Genomic DNA, 21,020 nt, shown 5'->3' on the forward strand with positions numbered 1-21,020 from the left:
GACAGAGGGCGCCGACGGCGCCCTTTTTCATGGCGCGCTGGCCATGCGCTCAAAGCCTTTGATCCACACGGGCAACTGCTCGCGCAAAAGCCGCAGGGCCGGCGCTTCCTGGCGCTGCGCCAGCGTGACCAGGCCGAAGCGTGCCGTGGCGTTCAGGGGCGGGCTCATGTCGAGCGGCACCAGCCCGGGCGCTGCGGCCTCGGCGGTCAGCACAATGGCCAGGCTGCGCCGCGCCACCTCGACGATGCTCTGGGTTTCGTCGCAGCGCAGGGTCACCATGTCGTCGGGGTTGGCCTGCGGGCCGTAGCGCCCAATCATCACGCGCGCCACCTCGTCGCTCAGCGGGGTGGACGCCACCGGGTAAGCCAGCAGCTCGTCCAGGGTCACGGGCCGGCCCAGCTGGGTCAGCGGGTGGTCGGGGCGCACCAGAAAGCCTGCGGGCAATTCGAATGCCTGGGCCACCTGCAGGTCGGCCGAGGGGCGCACCGAGCGCACATCGACCACGGCCGCATCCAGCAGCTGTTCGCGCAGGGCATCGATCAGCACCGCCGTGTTGCCGCGCGAGATTTGCAACTGCAGCTTCGGGTGGTGCTCGGCCATGTGCAGCATGAGCGGCAGGGACAGCAGCGCACCGGGGCCCGAACTCAGCCCCACGCGCAGGCTGCCGGTCAGGCCCGCATGCAGTCCTTTGCCGGTTTGCTTGAGCGCCTCGGCGTCGGCCACCAGGCGGCGTGCGCGCTGCAGCGCCTCTTGGCCGAAGGGCGTGAGCGCGATGCGGCGGCCCAAGCGGTCAAACAGCTGCCCGCCCAGTTCGTCCTCCAGCGCCTGGATGCTGCGCGTGAGCGCGGGCTGCGTGAGGAACAGCGCCTTGCACGCCTGCACAAAACTGCCGACTTCGGCCAGCACCACGAAGTGCCTGAGTTGCACGAGGGTCATCCCTAATCTCCTGTCGAATTCATGGGTTATTGCCGATCAATGCATTGGACTTTAAATCAGCCCCTCCCTAACATGCAACAAAGTTCATGTTTCAGGAGACACCCGGATGGATCGACTCAGCGAATCGGCGGTACAGGCATTCACCCTGCTGCGCCGCGACATTCACCAGCACCCCGAGCTGGCTTTCAGCGAACGCCGCACCGCCGCGCTGGTGGCGGCCCAGCTGGGCGCCTGGGGCTATGCCGTCAGCACGGGCTTGGGCGGCACGGGCGTGGTGGGGCAACTGAAGCGCGGTACCTCCGGGCGCAGCATCGGCCTGCGTGCCGACATGGACGCGCTGCCGATTGCCGAGGCCACGGGCGCGGCGTGGGCCAGTTGCCACCACGGCGTGATGCACGCCTGCGGCCACGACGGCCACACCGCCATGCTGCTGGCCGCCGCCCAGCACCTGGCCCAGCAGGGCCGCTTTGACGGCACGCTGAACCTGATCTTCCAACCCGCCGAAGAAGGCGGCGGCGGTGCGCTGAAGATGATGGAAGACGGCCTGTTTGAGCGCTTCCCCTGCGACGCCATTTTTGCCATGCACAACATGCCGGGCTACCCGCAGGGCCAGTTGGTGTTTCGCAGCGGGCCGACCATGGCCTCGTCGGACTACGTCACCGTGACGCTGCACGGCCATGGCGGGCACGGCGCCATGCCGCACAAAGCCACCGACGTGGTGGTGGCTGCGGCCTCCATCGTGATGGCGCTGCAGACCCTGGTGTCGCGCAACGTGGACCCGCAGGCCGCAGCGGTCGTCACCGTGGGCGCCATCCACGCCGGGCAGGCCAACAACGTGATTCCGGCCGAGGCCCGGCTGGAGATCAGCGTGCGCGCGCTCGATCCGCAGGTGCGCCGCGACCTGGAGCGCCGTCTGCACGAGGTGATTCGCCTGCAGGCACAGAGCTTCGGTGTGCACGCCGAGATCGACTGGCGCCCCGGCTACGCGGTGTTGGTGAACGACGCCGAGCAAACCCAGCGCGCGCTGCAGGTGGCCGTGAAGCATTTCCCGGCGCACCAGGTGAACCCACAGGGCGCCCAGCTCACCGGCAGCGAAGACTTCGCCTTCATGCTGGAAAAAGTACCCGGTAGCTACCTGTTCATCGGCAACGGCGCCGATGGCGAACCCGGCGCCTGCATGGTGCACAACCCGGCCTACGACTTCAACGACAACAACATCGGCCCCGGCGCGAGCTACTGGATCGCGCTGGTGCAAGAGCTGCTTTCCCCTGCCCCCTGACCTTCCCACCACCACCTCACTTTCACCCGAGGAGACAAACCATGAAAAACCGCCAACGCATCCACGCCCTGATCGCCAGCGCCGCCCTGCTCACGCTGGGCAGCGCCGCCACCGCCCAGGCCCAGACCACGCTCACCATGTCAAGCTGGGTGCCACCCACGCACTACGTGGTCAAGGACATCCTGCAGCCCTGGATGGCCGAGGTGGAGAAAGCCACCGAAGGCCGCGTGAAGATCAACCTGCTGCCCAAGGCCGTGGGCGCACCCGCCCAGCACTGGGAACTGGCGCGCAAAGGCGTGGCCGACATCACCTGGGGCAACTTCACCTACGAGCCCGAGCGCTTCAAGCACGTCTGGTTCTCCGAGCTGCCCCTGATGGGCGCAAGCAGCGAAGCCTCTTCGGTGGCGCTGTGGCGCACCTACACCCAGTTCCTGGCCAGCAACGAAGCCTTCAAGGGCGTGACCCTACTGGGCACCGGCATGCTGGGTGGCGGCCAGTTCCACCACCCCAGCAAAGTCATTGACACACCCGATGACCTGAAGGGCCAGAAGGTGCGCATGGGTGGCCCGATCCAGAAACGCCTGCTGGAAGACCTGGGCGCCATTCCGGTGGCCGGCCCCGGCACCAAGGCCTACGAACTGCTCGAAGGCGGCGTGATCGACGCGTCGCTTCACGCGCTGGAATCGGTGGTCAATTTCCGTCTGGACGGCAAGCTGAAGAACCACACCATCATCCCTGGTGGCCTGTACGAAGCTTCCTTCTTCATCGGCATCAATGAGGGCAAGTTCAAGAGCCTGTCCGCTGCTGACCAGCAGGCGATCCTGAAGGTGTCGGGCGAGGCCCTGTCGCGCCGCTGGGGCCAGGAATTCGACAAGCAAAACAAGTCGGCCGAAACCACGCTGCGTGCCAACGGCCACAAGTTCGCCCAGCCCAGCCCCGCGCTGCTGGACAACATTCGCAAGGTGCGCACCGCCATGCTCAGCGAGCTGCATAAAGACGGCGCCAGCTTTGGTGTGAAGGACCACAACGCCATGGTCGCCTTCTACGAGCAGCAATACAAAACGCTGGCCAAGTAAGCCGCGACTGAACGGAGAACACGGCCATGAAACCCTTTGAACAAGGCATCCAGCGGGCGGTGAGCCTGTTGCTGGTGCTCATGCTGTCGGCCATGGTGGCGCTGACCTTCACCGACGTGGTGGGGCGGCGCCTCTTCAACACCCCGGTGTTTGGCGCCAACGACATCACCGAGCACCTCATGGCCGTCATCATTTTTGCGGGTCTGCCACTGCTCACGGCCCGCCGCGGCCACCTGAGCATCGACCTGTTTGACCACTGGTTGCTGCAGCCGCGCTGGCGCCTGTGGCACAAGGCGGTGGACCTGCTGATCGCCGCCGTGCTGGGCCTGATTGCCTGGGAGTACTACCTGGCCATCGAAGAGGCGCGGCAGATCAACGAGATCAGCCCGGCGCTGATGATTCCCCGCGCCTGGATGTACACCTTCATCGCCATCACCACCGCGCTGGCATCCATGCTGGCGCTGTTCACGGCAGCACCGCACGCCGAATCCCATACCGAGGAGCTTCCATCATGACCATCGGACTGATCTGTCTCGGCCTGGTGCTGCTACTGGCTTTCCTGCGCGTGCCGCTGGGCATTGCGCTGCTGACCGTTTCCATCGGTGGCATCACCGCCATCAACAGCTTCGGCGTGGCCGCCACCCTGCTACCGATGACGCTGAGCGAAGCCGCTTTCTCATATGAACTGGCCGTGGTGCCGTTGTTCATCCTGATGGGCAACGTGTTGTCGCGCACCGGTATTTCGGCGGATTTGTTCCGCGCCGCCAACGCCTTTCTGGGCAGTGTGCGCGGCGGCCTGGCGCTGGCCACCATGGTCACCTGCGCGGGCTTCAGCGCGGTTTGCGGATCGAGCTTTGCCACCGCCGCCACCATGTCCAAGGTGGCGTACCCGAGCATGCAGAAATACGGCTACTCGGACCGGCTGGCCACCGCCACCATTGCGGCCGGGGGCACGCTGGGCATCCTGATTCCACCCTCGATCATCCTGATGATCTACGGCATCCTGACGCAGCAAAACATCGGCGAGCTGTTCATCGCCGGCGTGCTGCCGGGCCTGCTGGGCCTGGCCATGTACATGGGCGTGATCTACGCCATCGCCGTGATCAAACCCGAGCACGCACCGCGCGGTGCACGCGTCTCGGCCGCCGAACGCTGGGCGTCGCTGGCTGGCGTGTGGCCCTTTGTGGCGCTGTTTCTGCTCATCATCGGCGGCCTGTACATAGGCTGGTTCACCGCCACCGAAGCCGGCGGCATCGGTGCCGGCATGGCGCTGCTCATTGCGCTGGCACAGCGGCGCATGGGCTGGAGCCGATTCATGGAGGTGATGAAGGAAACCGCCATGACCTCGGTCATGCTGTATGTGGTGCTGTTCGGCGCCATGATGTTTGCGCAGTTCATCAGCTTCTCGGGCCTGGCCGACGAACTGCTGTCCCTCATCAACGACTCGGGCCTCTCCAAGCTGGGCATTCTGCTGGCCATCCTGGCGGTGTTTTTGCTGCTGGGCTGCGTCATGGACGCGATGGCCATCATCCTGATTTTTGTACCGCTGTTCCTGCCCACGCTGGTGGCCCAGGGCTATGACCTGATCTGGTTCGGCATCATCGTGGTCGTGCTCACCGAAATCGGGCTCATCACACCGCCCGTGGGCATGAATGTGTTTGTGCTCAAAGCCAACCTGCCCAAGGTGCCGGTGGGCACCATCTTCCGCGGCCTGCTGCCCTTTGTGGGCGTCGACGTACTGCGCCTGGCGCTGCTGGTGGCATTCCCTTCCATCAGCCTGGTTTTGGTGCAATGGATGCGGTAAGTTAAGCGACAATCACGCAGTCGATCGGGAGAGACTGACCTGCCACGCAGGCCAGCGCCGAAGGAGCAACCGCCCCGGAAACTCTCAGGCAAAAGGACCGTTCGACACGCATCAAAACTCTGAAGAGTGGTCGGGATTCGTCTCCCGGCCCACCGCAGGAGCAAGCCATTTCCCCAGCGGGGTGGTGAATCTCTCAGGTCCCAAACAGAGGGGGTCGTGGTCCGCACACCGTGTGCAGGCCATGTACCCCTTTGTTTGACGGCTTTGAAAGCGAGATTCCCATGGTTCAACAACACCTCATCGTCATCGGTGGCGGCATCACCGGCGTGACCAGCGCTTACACCCTGGCCAAACAAGGCCACCGCGTCACGCTGATTGAAAAAAATCGCTACGCCGGCATGGAAACCAGCTACGCCAACGGCGGCCAGCTTTCGGCCTCCAACGCGGAGGTGTGGACCCACCCGTCCACCCTGGTCAAAGGCATCAAGTGGATGCTGAAAAACGACGCGCCGCTGCTCATGAACCCCAAGCCCAGCTGGCACAAACTGAGCTGGATGGCCGAGTTCGTGGCCAACATCCCCAAGTACCGCGACAACACCATAGCCACCACCCGCCTGGCCATCGAAGCCCGCCAGCACCTGTTTGCCTGGGCCCAGGACGAAGGTATCGACTTCGACCTCAAGCGCGAAGGCATCTTGCACATTTACCGCGACAAGGCCGGCTTTGACCACGCGGGCGAAGTGTCCAAACTGCTGGCTGCGGGCGGGCTGCCGCGCCGCGCCGTGACACCCGACGAGATGCGCGCCATTGAGCCCACGCTGCACGGCGATTTTTATGGCGGCTACTTCACCGAGAGCGACAGCACCGGCGACATCCACAAATTCACCCACGGACTGGCCCAGGCCTGCGAGCGCCTGGGTGTGCGCTTCCTCACCGGTGAGGCCGTGCAGTCGGTCAGCAGCAACGGGCAAGTGGCGCGCGTGGTGCTGGCCAGCGGCGACACCGTGCAAGCCGACGCTGTGGTGGTCTGCGCCGGTGTGCGCAGCCGCGCTCTGGCCGCGCAACTGGGCGACCGGCTCAACGTGTACCCGGTCAAGGGCTATTCCATCACCGTGCACCTGAACGACGCAGCCAGCCAGGCCGCCGCACCCACGGTGAGCCTGCTCGACGACGCCACCAAACTCGTGACCAGCCGCCTGGGCGCTGACCGCTTCCGCGTGGCCGGCACAGCCGAGTTCAACGGCTACAACCTGGACATCCGGGCCGACCGCATCCGCCCGCTGACCGACTGGGTGAACCAGTGTTTCCCCGGCGTGAGCACCCGCCGCGCCGAGCCCTGGGCCGGCCTGCGCCCCATGATGCCGGACATGCTGCCGCGCGTGGGCGCTGGCAAAAAAGCCAACGTGTTCTACAACACCGGCCACGGCCACCTGGGCTGGACGCTCTCGGCCATCACAGCGCACCAGCTCGCAGGGCATGTGGCGCAGTGGCAGGCGCAGCAGCGCCACACGCGCCTGGTGGTGCCGGCCCCTGCCCTTTGATGCCGCGCGCGCAACCCGCGTAAGCCTCCACCGGCAGCGGGCATGGCACGCCCAAGCCCGCTGCGGTGGTGGGCTTGGGCTAAGCTCCCGGTATTGCCCCCAAGCCCAACCGCCCATGCCCACCGACTTCCGCGTGCTGAGCCTCATCCCCCCGATGACGCAGCTCAACACGCCCTACCCGTCCACCGCTTACCTCACCGGCTTTCTGCGCTCGCGCGGTTTTGACGCCGTGCAGGAAGACCTGGCGCTCGCCCTCGTGCTCCAGCTGTTCACACCCGCCGGGCTGGACGCTGTGCGCGACCGCGCCAACGCCTTGCCCGAGGCCGAGCGCAGCGCCAGCGTGCACGCCTTCCTGGACCAGTTCGCCACCTACCGCAGCACCATCGGCCCCGTCATGGCCTACCTGCAGGGCCGCGACTCGACCCTGGCCCACCGCATCGCCGCGCGCGGCCTGCTGCCCGAAGGCCCTCGCTTTGCCGCGCTCGATGCGTACGCAGACGACGGCAGCGGCGACCCGCTGGCCTGGGCCTTTGGCGCGCTCGGCGTGCAAGACAAAGCGCGCCACCTGTGCACGCTGTATCTGAACGACCTGGCCGACGTGCTGCGCGACGCGGTGGACGAGCGCTTTGAATTTGTGCGCTACGCCGAGTCGTTGGCCAGCAGCCAGCCCACGTTTGACCCGCTGGCCCAGGCGCTGGCCGCGCCGCCCACGCTGGTGGACGACCTGCTGGGCGACCTGACCCTGGCCGCCATCGCGCGGCACCAGCCGCAACTGGTGCTGTTGTCGGTGCCCTTTCCCGGCTCGGTGTACGCCGCCTTTCGCATCGCCCAGACCATCAAGGCCCACCACCCGGGTGTCACCGTGGCGCTGGGCGGCGGTTTTGTGAACACCGAACTGCGTGAGCTGAGCGACCCGCGCGTGTTTGACTTCGTGGACTACGTGACGCTCGATTCGGGCGAGCGCCCACTGCTGTCGCTGATCGAGCACCTGCAAGGCCAGCGTGGGCGCCAGCGCCTGCAGCGCACCTTTGTGCGGGACAACGGCGCGGTGAAATACACCAACCTGGCCGAGCCCGACATTCCCTTTGAAGACGTGGGCACGCCCACCTGGGACGGTCTGCCGCTGGACAAATACCTGAGCCTGCTCGACATGCTCAACCCCATGCACCGCCTGTGGAGCGACGGCCGCTGGAACAAGCTCACCGTGGCGCACGGCTGCTACTGGAAAAAATGCAGCTTCTGCGACGTGAGCCTGGATTACATCGGCCGCTATGAAACCGCCACCGCCGAAAAGCTGGCCGATCGCATCCAGCAGATCGTGGAAGAAACCGGCCAGACCGGCTTCCATTTCGTGGACGAGGCCGCGCCCCCCAAAGCCCTGAAAGCACTGGCCGAAGAACTCATCCGGCGCCAACTCAACATCTCGTGGTGGGGCAACATCCGGTTTGAAAAAACCTTCACACCCGAGCTGGCCGATCTGCTCGCGCAAAGCGGCTGCATCGCCATGAGCGGCGGCCTGGAAGTGGCCAGCGACCGACTGCTCACGCTCATGAAAAAAGGTGTCAGCGTGGAGCAAGTGGCGCGCGTCACCAAAGGCTTTTCAGACGCGGGCATTCTGGTGCACGCCTACCTCATGTACGGCTTCCCCACGCAGACGCTGCAAGACACGGTGGACGCGCTGGAATACGTGCGCCAGCTGTTTGAAGCCGGCTGCATCCAGAGCGGCTTCTTCCACCGCTTCAGCTGCACCGTGCACTCCCCCGTGGGCATGGACCCGACCGCCTACGGCATCAAGCTGATCCCGCTGCCGCCGGTGAGTTTTGCCAAGAACGACATCGGCTTCATCGACCCCACCGGCACCGACCACGACGCGCTGGGCCAGGGCCTGCGCAAAGCCATTTACAACTACATGCACGGCCTGTGCGTGGAAGACGATGTGCGGCGGTGGTTTGAACACCTGCCGCACAAAGTGCCCAAGCCCACGGTGAGCCGGCACAAGATCAGCAAGGCGCTGGCGCTGCGGGTCTGAGGGGTTCAGCCGCCCGCGGCAATCTGCCGCAGCGCCTGTTCAAACACCGCCGCAGGCTGGCCACCTGAAATGAGGTGGCGGTCGTTGATGATGACGGCGGGCACCGAGTGGATGCCCTGGCTGGTGTAAAACGCCTCGCGCTCGCGTACGGCCTGCGCATATTCGCCGCTCTCCAGCACCGCGCGGGCGCGGGTGCCGTCCAGACCCGCCTGCTCGGCGCAGGCCAGCAGCACGGAGTGGTCGGCCATGGCTTCCGAGCGGGTGTGGCAGGCGCCCAGCAAGGCTTTTTTCAGCGCAGCCTGTTGGCCGGGGGCACCTTCCAGCTCGGCCCAGTGCAGCAGGCGGTGGGCGTCAAAGGTGTTCCAGATGCGGCCCCGGCCGTCGGGGTTGAAGGCAAAGCCTACCTCGGCGCCGCGCTGGCGAATGGTGTCGCGAATCTGCACCTGCTGCGCGGCGGTGCTGCCGTACTTTTGCGTCAGGTGCTCGGTGATGTCCTGGCCTTCGGGTCCCATCTGCGGGTTCAGCTCGAAAGGCTGGAAATGCAGCTCGGCGCTGATGCTGCCCTGCACGGCGGCAAGGGCTTGCTCCAGCGCGCCCAGGCCCACAGCGCACCAGGGGCAAGACACATCAGAGACGAAATCGATTTTCAGTGGGGTGGTCATGTTGGGCTGTCCTTCAGTGGGGGAGATTCAGTTCGCGCCCAGGGGCTTGAGCAACTCGGTCAGATCGCTCTCACCAAACAGGGGCTCGCGCCGGGCGGTGGCGCCCCGGTACACGTCGTTGGCCAGGGCGGCTTTGCGCTCTTGCAGCGCGAGTATGCGTTCTTCAATGGTGCCCTGCGCCACCAGCTTGATTACCCACACGCTTTGCGTCTGTCCGATGCGGTGGGCGCGGTCGGTTGCCTGGTTTTCGACCGCGGGGTTCCACCAGGGGTCGTAGTGGATCACGGTATCGGCCTGGGGCAGGTTCAGGCCCACGCCGCCTGCCTTGAGGCTGATGAGGAACAGCGGCACCTGGCCGCTGGTGAAACGGTCGATGATCTCGTCGCGTTTCTGGCTCTGGCCGGTGAGCTTCACCCATTTCAGATCGCGCTTCTTCAGCTCGGCTTCAATCAGGGTGAGCATGCTGGTGAACTGCGAAAACAGCAGCACGCGCCGGCCCTCGGCCAGCATCTCGGGCAGCAGCTCCATCAGGTGTTCGAGCTTGGCCGACTGTTTGACTTTTTTGGCCGCGTCGAGCTTGAGCAATTGCGGGTCGCAACACACCTGGCGCAACTTGAGCAGCGCATCCAGGATGGTGATTTGCGACTTGGCCAGGCCTTTGGTGTCGAGGGCCTCGCGCACGGTTTTCTCCATGGTGAGGCGAATGGTTTCGTACAAATCGGCTTGCTTGCCGGCCAGCTCCACCCGCGCCACGGTTTCCACCTTGGGCGGCAGTTCGTGGGCCACCAGTGCCTTGGTACGGCGCAGCATGAACGGGGTGATGCGGGCGCGCAACTGCGCCAGCCGCTCGGTGTTGCCCTGGCGTTCAATGGGGTTGCAAAACCGCTCTTTGAAGCGCTGCTGCCCGCCCAGAAACCCGGGCATGAGGAAGTGAAACAGGCTCCAGATTTCGCCCAGGTGGTTTTCCATGGGTGTGCCCGACAGGCACAGCCGGTGGCGGGTGACGAGTTCACAAGCGACCTGGGCCGCGTGGGTGCTGGCGTTTTTGATGTTCTGCGCTTCGTCCAGCACCACCAGGTGCCAGGGCGTTTGCAACCACAGTTCGCGGTCGCGCTGCAGCAGGGAATACGGCGCAATCACCACGTCAACGGCCTGCAGATCGGCGGCTTTGGCGTGGCGGTCTTGCCCGTGCAGGACGAGGCAGCGCAGGTCGGGGCAAAAGCGTTCAGCCTCGCGCTGCCAGTTGCCCAGCAGGCTGACCGGCGCAATGATGAGCGCGGGCCGGTCCAGGCGGCCGGCGTCTTTTTCCACCTGGATGTGGGCCAGCGTTTGTAGTGTTTTGCCCAGGCCCATGTCGTCGGCCAAGATGCCGGCCAGCGCGTTTTCACGCAAGAACTGCAGCCAGTTCAAGCCCTGCTGCTGGTAAGGGCGCAGACTGGCCCGCACGCTCGCGGGCAGCGCCACCGCCGGCAGGCTTTGCTGCCCGTGCATGCGCTGCACCAGCCCTTGCAGGCTCTGCGCGCCGGCCCAGGCCACACCTTCGCCCAGGGCGGCGCTGGTGCGCAGAGCCTCCATGCGCGAGAGCTGGATTTTTTCAGCCCCAAAGTCCACCGCGCGGTCACCCACAAGCTCCAGCAAGGCACCGAGCCAGGGGCGCAAGGACGCGCTGGGCAGCCGCACAAAACCGGGCTGGTTGTCGGCGCGCACATACAAAAACTCAGGCAGTTCGGGCTGGCCGGTTTCGGGGTTGAGCGGCCCATGCGCCGCGGCGGCCAGCATCTCGGGCAGCCAGGGCAACACGTTGTGGCGCTCGCCGTTGATCTCGATGCCCAGCGACAGGTCAAACCAGGGTGAAGCGCCCTCGTCACCGGGCTCACCGCCCTGCGCGTCCAGCGCCAAGTGCAGGCCGTCGGCATGTTGCACCCAGTGGTTCATGCCTGCGTCCAGCACGACCTCAAAACCCGCCTCACGCAACTCGGCCCAACCGCTATCGGCCCAGCGCAACCAACTCAGCGGGGAGGTGGTGGGCAACAGGGTCAGCCTCCCGTCGCTGGCCAGTTGCAAACCGAGCGCGTGCAAGCGCTCCAGGGCTTGCCGCTCGGTGGCCAGGTCACGGTGCAGCAGTTGGCGGGGGCTGTCAGCGCCTGGGGCGGGCAGCATCACCATGGGTTGGTGGTGCTGCCAAAAGCCTTGGTGGCCCGCGTAATTGAAACGCAGCTGGCCACGCACCAGCCCCAGGGCCGGTGCATCTTGGGCAGGCACTGGGCTCAGATGAAGGCAAGGCACAGGCACCACGCCCGCCAGGGATTCGACGCGGGGCAACACCGGCGGCAGCGGCAAGGCGCCCAGCAGCAAAACCAATTGTTCGGCGTGTTTTTGCAAAGCTGAGGCGGCCAGCACCGGCGCGTCCAGCAGCGCAGCCAGGCGCTCGGGCGCCACGCCATCGGCCACCACGGCGCCCACCAGGCCGCGCTCAGCGTCCAGGTACAGCGGCGGCTCGTTGGCACACAGCAGCAGGTTGTCGCGGGCCAAAGCGCCTTGCAGGCGCCAGCCGGGCTGGGCGTCGCGGCTTACCGTCACTTCCACCCAGCGCCATTGCAGGGGTTCGGGCTCACCCCAGCGCAGCGCACGCTCGGGGTAGCCGGTGCTGGAGCGGGTAAACAGCCGGCCTGTGCTGGCGGCCTGGCGCAGCATGAGCGAACCGGCTTCGCCGCCAGGCCACACGGTGTCGGTGTAACCGTAGCCAAAACTGTAGCCAGCGCGCGCACCCTTGCAGGCGCGCATGAGCTGCAAAACCTGGCGGTCGGTGGAGCTGGCCTGGTCGTACAGGGCGTAGCCCGCGCTGGGCTCGTAGCGCACCACGCTGGGTTTGGACCAGCCGCCGTTCACCTTGGCATAGGCGCTGGTCAGCGTCATCTGCAAACGGGAGCCGCCCGGTGCCGCCAGGGTCGACACCAGGTAGAGCAACTGGTCTACCCGGGGCTCGCCGCTGCGCGCGTCGGCTCGCAGGCTGATCGCGCGGGTCTGGGCGGCATCCACTTTTTGCAGCCAGCCGATCAACTGCCGCTCGGCCATGGCCTCGGCGGCGGTCTGGGCCTGTTTCTCCAGGCGCGCCTTGGCGGCTTGCAACACGCCATCGGTATGGGCCCGCAACGCCACATCGTCGCCGTTGACCAAAGCCGCCGGCACCACCGCGTCACCCACCCGCAGGCCGTTGAACCCGGCCTTGATGGTCATGGCCACGGCGTGTTTGCAGGCTTCGCCCACCGGGCAGCTGCAGGTGCCAAACCAGTCCACCAGACGGTTTTGCGGGTCGAGCGTGATCTCGGCTTGCACCTCATAGGGGTCGACCTGGGTGCCCTGCACCTCTCCCGAAATGACCCAGGACACACCGTCGGGGGTCACGTCATAGGACAACACCTTGCCGTGCAGAAACAGCGACTGGCCACGCGCCCACGTCTGATAATCCACATGCTCTTGCAAGCCCTGGGTGTCAAACCAAGCGCTGCGCGTTGAATTGCTTTTTGCCACGTTTGCTTACCGCTGAAAATACGGGAACTCTGCCTGAAAAGGCCTGTATCAAACCACATTTGCCACGCCACCTTTGAACCCGCCCCATGAGTGAACCCCGCGCCACCGACCGCTACGCCGTGATCGGCCACCCCATTGCCCACAGCAAGTCACCGCTGATCCACGGCCTGTTTGCGCAGGCCACCGGCCAGCGGATGGAATACACCGCCATTGAAGCGCCGCTGGACGGTTTTCAAGCGGTGGTGCAAGCCTTTCGCGCCCAGGGCGGGCGCGGGTTGAACGTGACCCTGCCGTTCAAGCTGCAGGCTTTTGAGCTCGCCACCGACCCGATGGAGTCGGCCCGCCTGGCCGGTGCGGTGAATGCACTCAGGTTTGAGCACGACCGCATTTATGCCCAGAACTTTGACGGCCTGGGCCTGGTGAACGACATCCAGCGCAACCTGGGCGTGTCGCTCGCTGGCAAACGCGTGCTGCTGTGCGGGGCTGGTGGCGCCACGCGCGGCGCCATCGTACCCATAGCCCTGCAAAAACCCGCGCTCCTGGCCGTGGCCAACCGCAGCGCCGACAAAGCCCACCAGCTCCAGCGCGACTTTGCGGCCCATGTGAGCCTGCAAACGGGTAGCTACGAAGACCTGGCGGGCGAATGTTTTGACGTGGTGCTCAACGCCACCTCCACCGGCCTTTCGCAAGCCGCGCTGCCCTTGCCCGCCGGGGTGTTTGCCGCCGGCGCGCTGGCTTACGAGCTGGTGTACGGCAAGGGGCTCACGCCCTTTTTGAAACAGGCGCAGGCCGCTGGCGTGACCCACATCGCCGATGGCGTGGGCATGCTGGTGGAGCAGGCGGCTGAGGCGTTTGAATGGTGGCGCGGTGTGCGGCCCGACACCCGCCCGGTCATTGACCGCCTGACCGTGCCGCTGGTCTGACCCGCTGCACGCCCGACACTTTTTGCCTGGCACCGCCTGAAAAGGCGTGGCGCCGCCATTCACATGACTTCTCCCCGCTGGGCGCAGGCCCTGCCCTTGCTCGCCGTGCTCGGCTCCGTCACGGCGCTGGGTATTGGCACATCGTTTGCCAAGCAGCTGTTTCCCCAGGTGGGCTCGCTGGGCACCAGTGCGCTGCGGGTGGGCTTCTCGGCCTTGTTGCTGCTGCTGTTGTGGCGGCCCTGGCGCTGGCCGCTGTCAGGGGCCGACGCCAAAAGCCTGCTGCGCTACGGCGTGGCGCTGGGCTGCATGAACCTGATGTTTTACCAGTCGCTGCAAACCATTCCGTTTGGCGTGGCGGTGGCCATTGAGTTCAGCGGGCCGCTGGTTGTGGCCATGTGGTCGTCGCGCAAACCCATTGACTTCGTGTGGGTGGCCCTGGCGGTCGTGGGCCTCGGGCTGTTGCTGCCGCTAGGGCACGATGTGACCCAGCTCGACCCCACCGGCGTGGCCTTTGCGCTGGGTGCCGCGGTGTGCTGGGCCGCCTACATTGTCTTTGGCAAGCGCCTGGGGCATTTGCACGCCGGGCATTCGGTGGCGCTGGGCCTGAGCGTGGCCGCGCTCACCGTGGTGCCGTTTGGCGTGTGGCACGCTGGCAGCGCCTTGCTCGACCCGAACATTGTGTTGTTCGGGCTGGGCGTGGCGGCGGTGTCCAGCGCCATTCCCATATCGCTCGAAATGGTGGCCCTGAAACGCTTGCCGCAAGAAGCGTTTGGCATCATGACCAGCCTGGAGCCCGCTGTGGCCGCGCTGCTGGGTTTGCTGATACTGGGCGAGCACCTGAGCGCCTTGCAGTGGCTGGCCATTGTGCTGGTGATGTGCGCTGCGGCGGGCAGCTCGGTCACGGCCAGTCGGGGCAAGCCCAAAGTGGTGGCGGAAGAAATTGTGATGTGAGATTCAGGACTGCAACAAGGCGCTGCGCGCGGCTGCTGCCACCTGTCGCGTCAGCCCATCCAGCAAGCCCGATGCTGCCCTGGCCGTCTGCCAGTGCAGCGGCACGTCCAGCGGGCTGTCAGGCACCAGCTCCACCAGCGAGCCGTCTGCCAGGTGGGGCGCTATCAGCGCCCCGGGGTGCAGCCCCCAGCCCATGCCGGCCAGCGCAGCGGTCACGAACGCCTGCGACGACGGCAGGCTGTGCCTGGGCAGCTCCACATGCCGGTGGCACAGGCGCCGCACCCACCGCGCCTGCAGCTCGTCCTTGGTGTTGAACACCAGACTGGGCGCTTGCCCAAGGCTGCCCGCGCCCACCCCGCTCGCAAAATACCGCGCCACAAACGCCGGGCTGGCCGCCGCCACATAGCGCATGGCGCCCAGCAGCTGGCTGTTGCAGCCGCTGGCTGGCCGGGCGGTACCCGTCACAGCGGCCAGCACGGCGCCGGTGCGCAGCCATTCGGCAGTATGGTCCTGGTCGTCCACGCTCACGCTCATCAGCACATGCGCCTGCGAAGCAAACGCGGCCAGCGCAGGCGCGAACCAGGTGGCCAGGCTGTCGGCGTTCACGGCCACCGGCAGGTTCACGCGCGCCGCGCCTTCGGTTGCGAGCGCTGGCAAGGCATCGTTCAGGTCCTGTTCCAGCAGGCGCACGCGGTCCATGTGCTGGCACATGCGCCGGCCGGTGTCGGTGGGCATACACGGCTGGCCGCGCACCACCAGCGCGCAGCCCACGCGCTCTTCCAGCAGGCGCACGCGCTGCGACACGGCCGAGGGCGTCACATGCAGCGCGCGGGCTGCACGTTCGAAGCTGCCTTCGCGCACCACGGCGGCCAGGGCATGAAGAGCGGCGTAATCCAGCATGAATGCAGTTCTTCTTAATCGAGTGAAGTAAAGACAGTTTGCCTTCATTAAACAACGCAGGCAATCTCGCCACATGACTTTTGATTCCGTCTCCGCTTCGCTAGTGTTCCCAATCTTCCTGCAGGGCCTGGTGCTGAGCCTGGGGCTCATTGTGGCCATCGGCGCGCAAAACGCCTTTGTGCTGCGACAGGGGCTACGGCGCGAGCACGTGGCCAGCGTGGTGCTGTTCTGTGCACTCGCCGACGCTTTGCTCATCACCGCCGGTGTACTGGGCATGGCGCAGGCGCTCGGCAACAGCCCCGGCGTAGCCCGAGCCATGGCGCTGGCCGGAGCGGCTTTCCTGGCCTGGTACGGCTGGCAGGCGCTGCAGCGCGCGCGCCGGGCAAGCCAGCTGAGGGCGGCCGAGGGTGGCGCGGGCCTGAGCCACGGCGCCGCGCTGGCGCAGGCCGCCGCCTTCACCCTGCTCAACCCCCATGTGTACCTGGACACCGTGCTGCTGGTGGGCAGCATCGGCGCCCAACAACCGGCAGGGCTGCGGGGCTGGTTTGTGGCGGGTGCCAGCATCGCCAGCCTGAGCTGGTTCACGGCGCTCGGTTTCGGGGCGCGCTGGCTGGCACCGCTGTTCGCCAGGCCCCGCGCCTGGCAGGTGCTGGACGGCCTGATCGGCATGACCATGTGGCTGCTGGCGGCGCTGCTGCTGCGCCATGCGCTTCAGGGCGCCTGAGGCACCGGTATGTACTTGCCGCCTTACCACCAGTTCACCGACCGCGACGGATTGTTCGCGCTGATCAATGCCCACCGTCTGGGTACCTGGGTGTGCCAGGGCGCGAACGGGCTCACCGCCAACCACTTGCCTTTTGTGCTGGACCTCCAACAAGGCCCGCACGGAACCCTGCTGGGGCACGTGGCCAGGGGCAACGGGGTCTGGCGCGAACTGCACCCTCACACACCGTCGGTGGTGACCTTCCAAGGCCCGCAGGCCTACATCACGCCCGGCTGGTACCCGGGCAAGGACATGCATGGACGGGTCGTACCCACCTGGAATTACGCCGTCGCCCATGCGCACGGCGTGGCCCGCGTTGTCGAGGATCGCGAAGGCCTGCTGGACCTGTTGACCCGGCTGACCGACGCCCAGGAGGCCGGGCGCTCGGTACCCTGGCGCATGGCTGACGCGCCGGCCGATTTTCTGGACCAGCTGATGCGCGCCATCGTCGGTATTCAAATGCCCATTGACCGGCTCGAAGGCAAGCTCAAGGCCAGCCAGGACGAAGCCTGGGCCGACCGGGAAGGAACCGTCCGTGGCTTGCGCGCGTCCACGAGCCACGGATCGCACGCCATGGCCGACCTCGTCCAGCAGGCCATGGACCGCGACACCACGCGCTGACGCAGGCAGGGTCCACCCCTTTCGGACCCGGTCGCGATATAAAAGCAGCTTCTTGAACCTGCGCCCGTCAATACCCGCCATGTACCTCCCCACCCACTTTGAAGAACACCGCCCCGACGAACTGCAGCGCGTGATGCGCGAACACCCGTTGGGTACGCTGATCACCCAGGGGCCAGGCGGGCTGGACGCCAACCACCTTCCGTTTGAACTGATTGAAGAAGCAGGCCCACAGGGCACGCTGCGCGCCCATGTGGCGCGCGCCAACCCGGTGTGGCGCGAGGTGCCAGCCGATGGCGCCGACGTGCTCGTGGTCTTTCAGGCCAGCGACGCTTACATATCGCCCAACTGGTACCCCAGCAAGCCCGAACACCACCGCCACGTGCCCACCTGGAACTACCAGGTGGTGCACGCCCACGGCCGCCTGCGCGTGATGGACGACGAGCGCTTTGTGCGCGGGCTGGTGGCGCGCCTCACGCGCGAGCACGAGCAGCGATCGCAGCAGCCCAAGCCCTGGAAAATGGGCGACTCGGCGCCCGAGTTCATCACCGGGTTGCTGCAAGCCATAGTCGGGATAGAGATTGAAATCACCCGTCTGGTGGGCAAGTCCAAGCTCGGCCAAAACCGCGAGGACCGCGACCGGCTGGGCGCAGCGGCGGGGGTTGAGGGCCTGGGGAACACCCCGGCGGCTGAAGCGATGCGGCGCGCGGGTTGACACAACGCGGCCCTTAGCACCTACCGGACAGACCGCAGCACGAAAGCCCCGCACAATCGCGCGGTGAAAAACAAACATTTCGCGCAGCTCATCGGCCTCTCAGCTTTGTGGGGGGCCTCGTTTTTGTTTTTGCGCATCGCCAGCCCGCTGCTGGGGCCCATGGTGCTGGCCGGTGGCCGGGTGGGCCTGGCCGCCGTCACCCTGGCCATCGTCATGCGCGCGCTGAACCACCGCTGGCCCTGGCAACACTGGCGCGAGCTGCTGGGGTTGGGCGTGCTGTCGGTGGCCGCGCCTTTTTTGCTGTATTCGTGGGCTGCGCTGCGCCTGCCGGCGGGCTACAGCGCCTTGCTCAACACCACCGCGGTGCTGTTTGGCACGCTGGCCGCGGCCTGGCTCAAGGAAGACACCTTGTCTGCGCGCAAGCTGCTGGGTTGCCTATGCGGTTTTCTGGGGGTCGGCCTGATCGTGCGGCTGGGTCCGGTGCAGCCCGATGCAGCCACGCTGGCCGCCGCGCTGGCCTGCATCACGGCGGCCGCTTGTTACGGCTTTTCCACATCGCTCATGAAACGCGCCACCACCCGCATGCAGCCGCTGGCCATTGCAGCGGGCATCCACGCCATGTCGCTGGTACTCTTGCTGCCCGGCGCGGTGTGGGGGCTGCCGCAAGCGCAGTTCACACCGGCGGCGCTGGGCGTGCTGCTGATGCTCGGCGTGGTCACATCGGGCCTGGCCTATTGGGCGCACCTGCGCATCATTCGCCACGTGTCGCCCGTGGCGGCCATGAGCCCGGCTTTTTTGATTCCGGTGTTTGGCGTCACCTGGGGCCACATTTTTCTGGGCGAAGCGCTGTCGCCGGGCATTTTTGCCGGCGGCGCGCTGGTGCTGCTGGCCACCGCGCTGGTGACCGGCTTCAACCCGCTGCGGCGCACAGGGGTGGAAGACCCGGTGCCGTGACCACACGCCTCCCCAGGGGTGTTTAGGGCAACGCTGATTAAGTACTGCTCGAGCGTGGTGTTTACCTGTACCGTTGCAGTACAGACGAACAGGCAGATGAAGATGAAACAGCAAACCCTTGCCATGGCCGCCGATCAAGCTGAAGGTTTTGAGCCTTACCGCAGGCCGACCAGGCGCGATACCTTCCTGGCCACGATGCAGCAGATCGTGCCCTGGCAGGCGTTGTGCGCGGTGATCGAGCCTCACTACCCCAAGGCCGGCAACGGGCGTCCACCGATCGGGCTCGAGCGTATGCTGCGCATGTACTTCGTGCAGCACTGGTTCAACCTGGCCGATGAGGCCTGCGAGGATGCGCTACTCGACAGCACCGCGCTGCGGCGCTTTGTCGGCATAGACCTCGGGCGCGAGCGCGTGCCCGATGCGACCACGCTGCTGAAGTTTCGCCGCTTGCTGGAGACGCACCAACTGGGCGAGGCCTTGTTTGCCAAAGTGGGAGAGGTGCTGCAGGCGCAGGGCATGAAGGTCGGTACCGGCACCATCGTGGACGCCACCATCATCGGCGCACCGAGCTCGACCAAAAACGCAGACAAGCAACGTGACCCCGAGATGCACCAGACCAAGAAGGGTCAGCAGTGGTATTTCGGGATGAAGATGCACATCGGCGTGGACAGTCGCAGCGGGCTGGCGCACAGCGCCGTGGTGACAGCGGCCAACATGCACGACAAACACCCGCTGCCCGATTTGCTGCACGGCAACGAGCAGCGCGTGTACGGCGACAGCGCCTACGCTAGCCAGAAGACGCTGATCGCTTCCAGGGCGCCCAAGGCCAAAGACTTCACCAACCAGCGCGTGCGCAAGGGCGGTGAAGTCGATGAAGCCGAACGCTCGAAGAACCGCAACAAGTCCAGAATCCGGGCGCGGGTCGAACACGTCTTTGCAGTGGTCAAGCGGCTGTGGGGCTTTGCCAAGGTGCGCTACCGGGGGCTGGCCAAGAACGCCACGCGCTCGTTCGTGGCGCTGGGATTGGCCAACATCTACCTGGCGCGTCAGCGCCTCATGGGATGAGTGCGTCTGCAGCGCACGCCAAACGCGTGCACAAGGTCGAAATGGCCCTGAAACGGTACGAAATCCACTTGATTTGACCTTGCTTCTCGCATGGCGCAATCAGGAGGCAACGGGTCGCTGGATCGACCGCTTGTTCAGCGTTGCCTTAGCGCTGCGCCTTCAGCGCGTCGTAGGCATCGTTCACCCGCTTGAACGCGTCTTCGGCCAACTTGTGCACCAGCGGCGGCACATGGCCCAGGCGGTCTGGGTGGTATTGCTGCAGCAGCATGCGCCGCGCGCGCTCCACCTCGGCCCACGGGCTGCCCTGGGCCACCCCCAATACCGCCCAAGGGTTGGCCGGTGGCGTGTGCGACAAGTCGGGTTGTGGGTCTGCACCTTCTTCAAAACTTGCTTCGTCCTGTGGCGGCTCATGGCGCTGCACCACACACACCGAAGCCTGCCAATCGACGGCGTACTCGGTTTGACACGCGGGGCAACGGATGTCGCTGGGGCTGTCCATCTGCGGAATGCGCAGGCGCTTCTGGCAACAGGTGCAGCGAATGATGGCAGTGGCCGGCTGGGCTGGTGGCGGCTCATCGTCAAGCGCGGGCTGTGGCGCTGAGCCTGTGGGCGCCTGCGTGCCCACCGCCGCACGCAACAGCTCGGTTTTGGACATGGGCCGCTGGCGCAGCTCGGCGCGCAAGGCTTCACACACTGCCGGGTTGCTGCCATAGGCGCGCTGCAGTTCGGCGAGCTCGTCCACCGACAAGACCTGCAACGGGCGCGCACGGTTCAGCTGCACGTCCAACGCCACATCGGGCGCATCGCGAGCCTGCAAATGGCGCGCATGCACGATGTCTTCACCCGTGAGCGCTGCAGTGGCCAGTGCGTCCTGCGGGTCCAGCAGGCCAGCAAGCATCTCAATGGTCAGTCGCGGCACACCCAGAAACACGGCGCAGGCATCGGCCAGCTCGTCTTTGATGGACTCAATAGGCCGAAACCCAATCCGCAACTGACTCACATCCCAATACGACACACCCATCGCGCTGGCCAAGTCGCTTTGCGACAGGTCGCGCTCGCTGGCGCATTGCATCAGCGCAGCGGTCAGCAAGCCGCCCGGGCGGTGGCATTCGTCCGGGTCCACCCGCCCGCTCCAGGGCACGGGGGCGAATTGAACCGGTTTTTTGCGAAAGGCCGAAGCGGTGTCGCGGGCAGTGGCTTGGGGCATGGCGCAGGGCGGTGTTTCGCGAGAAACAGGGGGGACAGCAAACAAGGAATCCGACCTTAGATGGTA

Annotated in this window: 18 protein-coding genes and 1 riboswitch; of the genes, 13 read left to right on the top strand and 5 right to left on the bottom strand. The window is 66.0% G+C overall.

The annotated features are described in order from the left end of the window. Positions 1–27: 27 nt before the first annotated feature. Positions 28–936 carry a LysR family transcriptional regulator gene (locus tag AC4QBL_RS09525; RefSeq protein WP_472908215.1) on the bottom strand — a complete coding sequence of 303 codons (909 nt, stop codon included), beginning with the start codon at positions 934–936 and terminating at the stop codon, positions 28–30. A gap of 106 nt (positions 937–1,042) precedes the next feature. On the opposite strand from AC4QBL_RS09525, the gene AC4QBL_RS09530 reads away from it, so the two are divergent. The 6 genes from AC4QBL_RS09530 to AC4QBL_RS09555 all read left to right on the top strand — a co-directional run bounded on the left by AC4QBL_RS09530 (position 1,043) and on the right by AC4QBL_RS09555 (position 8,665). Then, complete coding sequence (locus tag AC4QBL_RS09530; protein ID WP_472899720.1) at positions 1,043–2,215, top strand: M20 aminoacylase family protein; 1,173 nt, start codon at positions 1,043–1,045, stop codon at positions 2,213–2,215. 41 nt (positions 2,216–2,256) lie between these two features. Then, the gene (locus AC4QBL_RS09535; protein ID WP_472908216.1) at positions 2,257–3,291 is read left to right on the top strand and encodes a TRAP transporter substrate-binding protein; all 1,035 of its coding nucleotides are present in this window, start codon (positions 2,257–2,259) and stop codon (positions 3,289–3,291) included. A gap of 26 nt (positions 3,292–3,317) precedes the next feature. Further along, positions 3,318–3,806: a TRAP transporter small permease gene (locus AC4QBL_RS09540; RefSeq protein ID WP_472908217.1), complete on the top strand. Its 489-nt coding sequence runs from the start codon at positions 3,318–3,320 to the stop codon at positions 3,804–3,806. Then, entirely contained in the window at positions 3,803–5,095 is a 1,293-nt protein-coding gene (locus AC4QBL_RS09545) for a TRAP transporter large permease (protein WP_472908218.1), read from the top strand. The genes AC4QBL_RS09540 and AC4QBL_RS09545 overlap by 4 nt, the downstream gene beginning before the upstream one ends. Positions 5,096–5,110: 15 nt before the next feature. Beyond that, positions 5,111–5,205: riboswitch (glycine riboswitch) on the top strand. A gap of 171 nt (positions 5,206–5,376) precedes the next feature. Continuing rightward, entirely contained in the window at positions 5,377–6,636 is a 1,260-nt protein-coding gene (locus AC4QBL_RS09550) for a D-amino acid dehydrogenase (RefSeq protein ID WP_472899723.1), read from the top strand. A 115-nt stretch (positions 6,637–6,751) separates the two neighbouring features. After that, positions 6,752–8,665, top strand: a complete 1,914-nt coding sequence (locus AC4QBL_RS09555; protein ID WP_472899724.1) for a B12-binding domain-containing radical SAM protein — start codon at positions 6,752–6,754, stop codon at positions 8,663–8,665. Positions 8,666–8,670: 5 nt separating this feature from the next. On the opposite strand, the gene AC4QBL_RS09560 is transcribed toward AC4QBL_RS09555, so the two are convergent. After that, positions 8,671–9,327, bottom strand: a complete 657-nt coding sequence (locus AC4QBL_RS09560; RefSeq protein WP_472908219.1) for a DsbA family oxidoreductase — start codon at positions 9,325–9,327, stop codon at positions 8,671–8,673. 27 nt (positions 9,328–9,354) lie between these two features. After that, positions 9,355–12,858 carry a DEAD/DEAH box helicase gene (locus AC4QBL_RS09565; RefSeq protein ID WP_472908220.1) on the bottom strand — a complete coding sequence of 1,168 codons (3,504 nt, stop codon included), beginning with the start codon at positions 12,856–12,858 and terminating at the stop codon, positions 9,355–9,357. 86 nt (positions 12,859–12,944) lie between these two features. Here AC4QBL_RS09565 and aroE point away from each other — a divergent pair, with 86 nt between their 5' ends. Then, positions 12,945–13,781, top strand: coding sequence for a shikimate dehydrogenase (aroE, locus tag AC4QBL_RS09570; protein WP_472908221.1), 837 nt, complete (start codon positions 12,945–12,947; stop codon positions 13,779–13,781). A gap of 63 nt (positions 13,782–13,844) precedes the next feature. Beyond that, positions 13,845–14,732 (top strand): EamA family transporter, encoded by an 888-nt coding sequence (locus tag AC4QBL_RS09575; protein ID WP_472908222.1) that lies wholly within the window; start codon positions 13,845–13,847, stop codon positions 14,730–14,732. Between the two features lie 3 nt (positions 14,733–14,735). Here the strand turns inward: AC4QBL_RS09575 and AC4QBL_RS09580 are convergent, their stop codons facing one another. Then, complete coding sequence (locus AC4QBL_RS09580) at positions 14,736–15,632, bottom strand: LysR family transcriptional regulator ArgP (RefSeq protein ID WP_472908223.1); 897 nt, start codon at positions 15,630–15,632, stop codon at positions 14,736–14,738. 73 nt (positions 15,633–15,705) lie between these two features. On the opposite strand from AC4QBL_RS09580, the gene AC4QBL_RS09585 reads away from it, so the two are divergent. From AC4QBL_RS09585 to AC4QBL_RS09605, 5 genes are all read left to right on the top strand, one after another. Next, positions 15,706–16,356, top strand: coding sequence for a LysE/ArgO family amino acid transporter (locus tag AC4QBL_RS09585; protein ID WP_472899730.1), 651 nt, complete (start codon positions 15,706–15,708; stop codon positions 16,354–16,356). Positions 16,357–16,365: 9 nt separating this feature from the next. Continuing rightward, positions 16,366–17,016, top strand: a complete 651-nt coding sequence (locus tag AC4QBL_RS09590; protein ID WP_472908224.1) for an FMN-binding negative transcriptional regulator — start codon at positions 16,366–16,368, stop codon at positions 17,014–17,016. Between the two features lie 79 nt (positions 17,017–17,095). Further along, positions 17,096–17,728 carry an FMN-binding negative transcriptional regulator gene (locus AC4QBL_RS09595; protein ID WP_472908225.1) on the top strand — a complete coding sequence of 211 codons (633 nt, stop codon included), beginning with the start codon at positions 17,096–17,098 and terminating at the stop codon, positions 17,726–17,728. Between the two features lie 63 nt (positions 17,729–17,791). After that, positions 17,792–18,682, top strand: coding sequence for a DMT family transporter (locus AC4QBL_RS09600; protein ID WP_472908226.1), 891 nt, complete (start codon positions 17,792–17,794; stop codon positions 18,680–18,682). Positions 18,683–18,784: 102 nt separating this feature from the next. Further along, complete coding sequence (locus AC4QBL_RS09605) at positions 18,785–19,747, top strand: IS5 family transposase (protein WP_472900628.1); 963 nt, start codon at positions 18,785–18,787, stop codon at positions 19,745–19,747. A gap of 145 nt (positions 19,748–19,892) precedes the next feature. Here AC4QBL_RS09605 and AC4QBL_RS09610 read toward each other — a convergent pair whose 3' ends face one another. Next, on the bottom strand, positions 19,893–20,954 hold the full coding sequence (locus AC4QBL_RS09610) for a DnaJ domain-containing protein (RefSeq protein WP_472907170.1): 1,062 nt from the start codon (positions 20,952–20,954) through the stop codon (positions 19,893–19,895). Between the last annotated feature and the right edge of the window lie 66 nt (positions 20,955–21,020).

The organism is Hydrogenophaga sp. L99, assembly GCF_058731905.1.

Excerpts from the sequence above, each read along its gene's own strand:
- AC4QBL_RS09525 (WP_472908215.1), bottom strand. The coding sequence starts at position 936 with ATGACCCTCGTGCAACTCAGGCACTTCGTGGTGCTGGCCGAAGTCGGC.
- AC4QBL_RS09530 (WP_472899720.1), top strand. The coding sequence starts at position 1,043 with ATGGATCGACTCAGCGAATCGGCGGTACAGGCATTCACCCTGCTGCGC.
- AC4QBL_RS09535 (WP_472908216.1), top strand. The coding sequence starts at position 2,257 with ATGAAAAACCGCCAACGCATCCACGCCCTGATCGCCAGCGCCGCCCTG.
- AC4QBL_RS09540 (WP_472908217.1), top strand. The coding sequence starts at position 3,318 with ATGAAACCCTTTGAACAAGGCATCCAGCGGGCGGTGAGCCTGTTGCTG.
- AC4QBL_RS09545 (WP_472908218.1), top strand. The coding sequence starts at position 3,803 with ATGACCATCGGACTGATCTGTCTCGGCCTGGTGCTGCTACTGGCTTTC.
- AC4QBL_RS09550 (WP_472899723.1), top strand. The coding sequence starts at position 5,377 with ATGGTTCAACAACACCTCATCGTCATCGGTGGCGGCATCACCGGCGTG.
- AC4QBL_RS09555 (WP_472899724.1), top strand. The coding sequence starts at position 6,752 with ATGCCCACCGACTTCCGCGTGCTGAGCCTCATCCCCCCGATGACGCAG.
- AC4QBL_RS09560 (WP_472908219.1), bottom strand. The coding sequence starts at position 9,327 with ATGACCACCCCACTGAAAATCGATTTCGTCTCTGATGTGTCTTGCCCC.
- aroE (WP_472908221.1), top strand. The coding sequence starts at position 12,945 with ATGAGTGAACCCCGCGCCACCGACCGCTACGCCGTGATCGGCCACCCC.
- AC4QBL_RS09575 (WP_472908222.1), top strand. The coding sequence starts at position 13,845 with ATGACTTCTCCCCGCTGGGCGCAGGCCCTGCCCTTGCTCGCCGTGCTC.
- AC4QBL_RS09580 (WP_472908223.1), bottom strand. The coding sequence starts at position 15,632 with ATGCTGGATTACGCCGCTCTTCATGCCCTGGCCGCCGTGGTGCGCGAA.
- AC4QBL_RS09585 (WP_472899730.1), top strand. The coding sequence starts at position 15,706 with ATGACTTTTGATTCCGTCTCCGCTTCGCTAGTGTTCCCAATCTTCCTG.
- AC4QBL_RS09590 (WP_472908224.1), top strand. The coding sequence starts at position 16,366 with ATGTACTTGCCGCCTTACCACCAGTTCACCGACCGCGACGGATTGTTC.
- AC4QBL_RS09595 (WP_472908225.1), top strand. The coding sequence starts at position 17,096 with ATGTACCTCCCCACCCACTTTGAAGAACACCGCCCCGACGAACTGCAG.
- AC4QBL_RS09605 (WP_472900628.1), top strand. The coding sequence starts at position 18,785 with ATGAAACAGCAAACCCTTGCCATGGCCGCCGATCAAGCTGAAGGTTTT.
- AC4QBL_RS09610 (WP_472907170.1), bottom strand. The coding sequence starts at position 20,954 with ATGCCCCAAGCCACTGCCCGCGACACCGCTTCGGCCTTTCGCAAAAAA.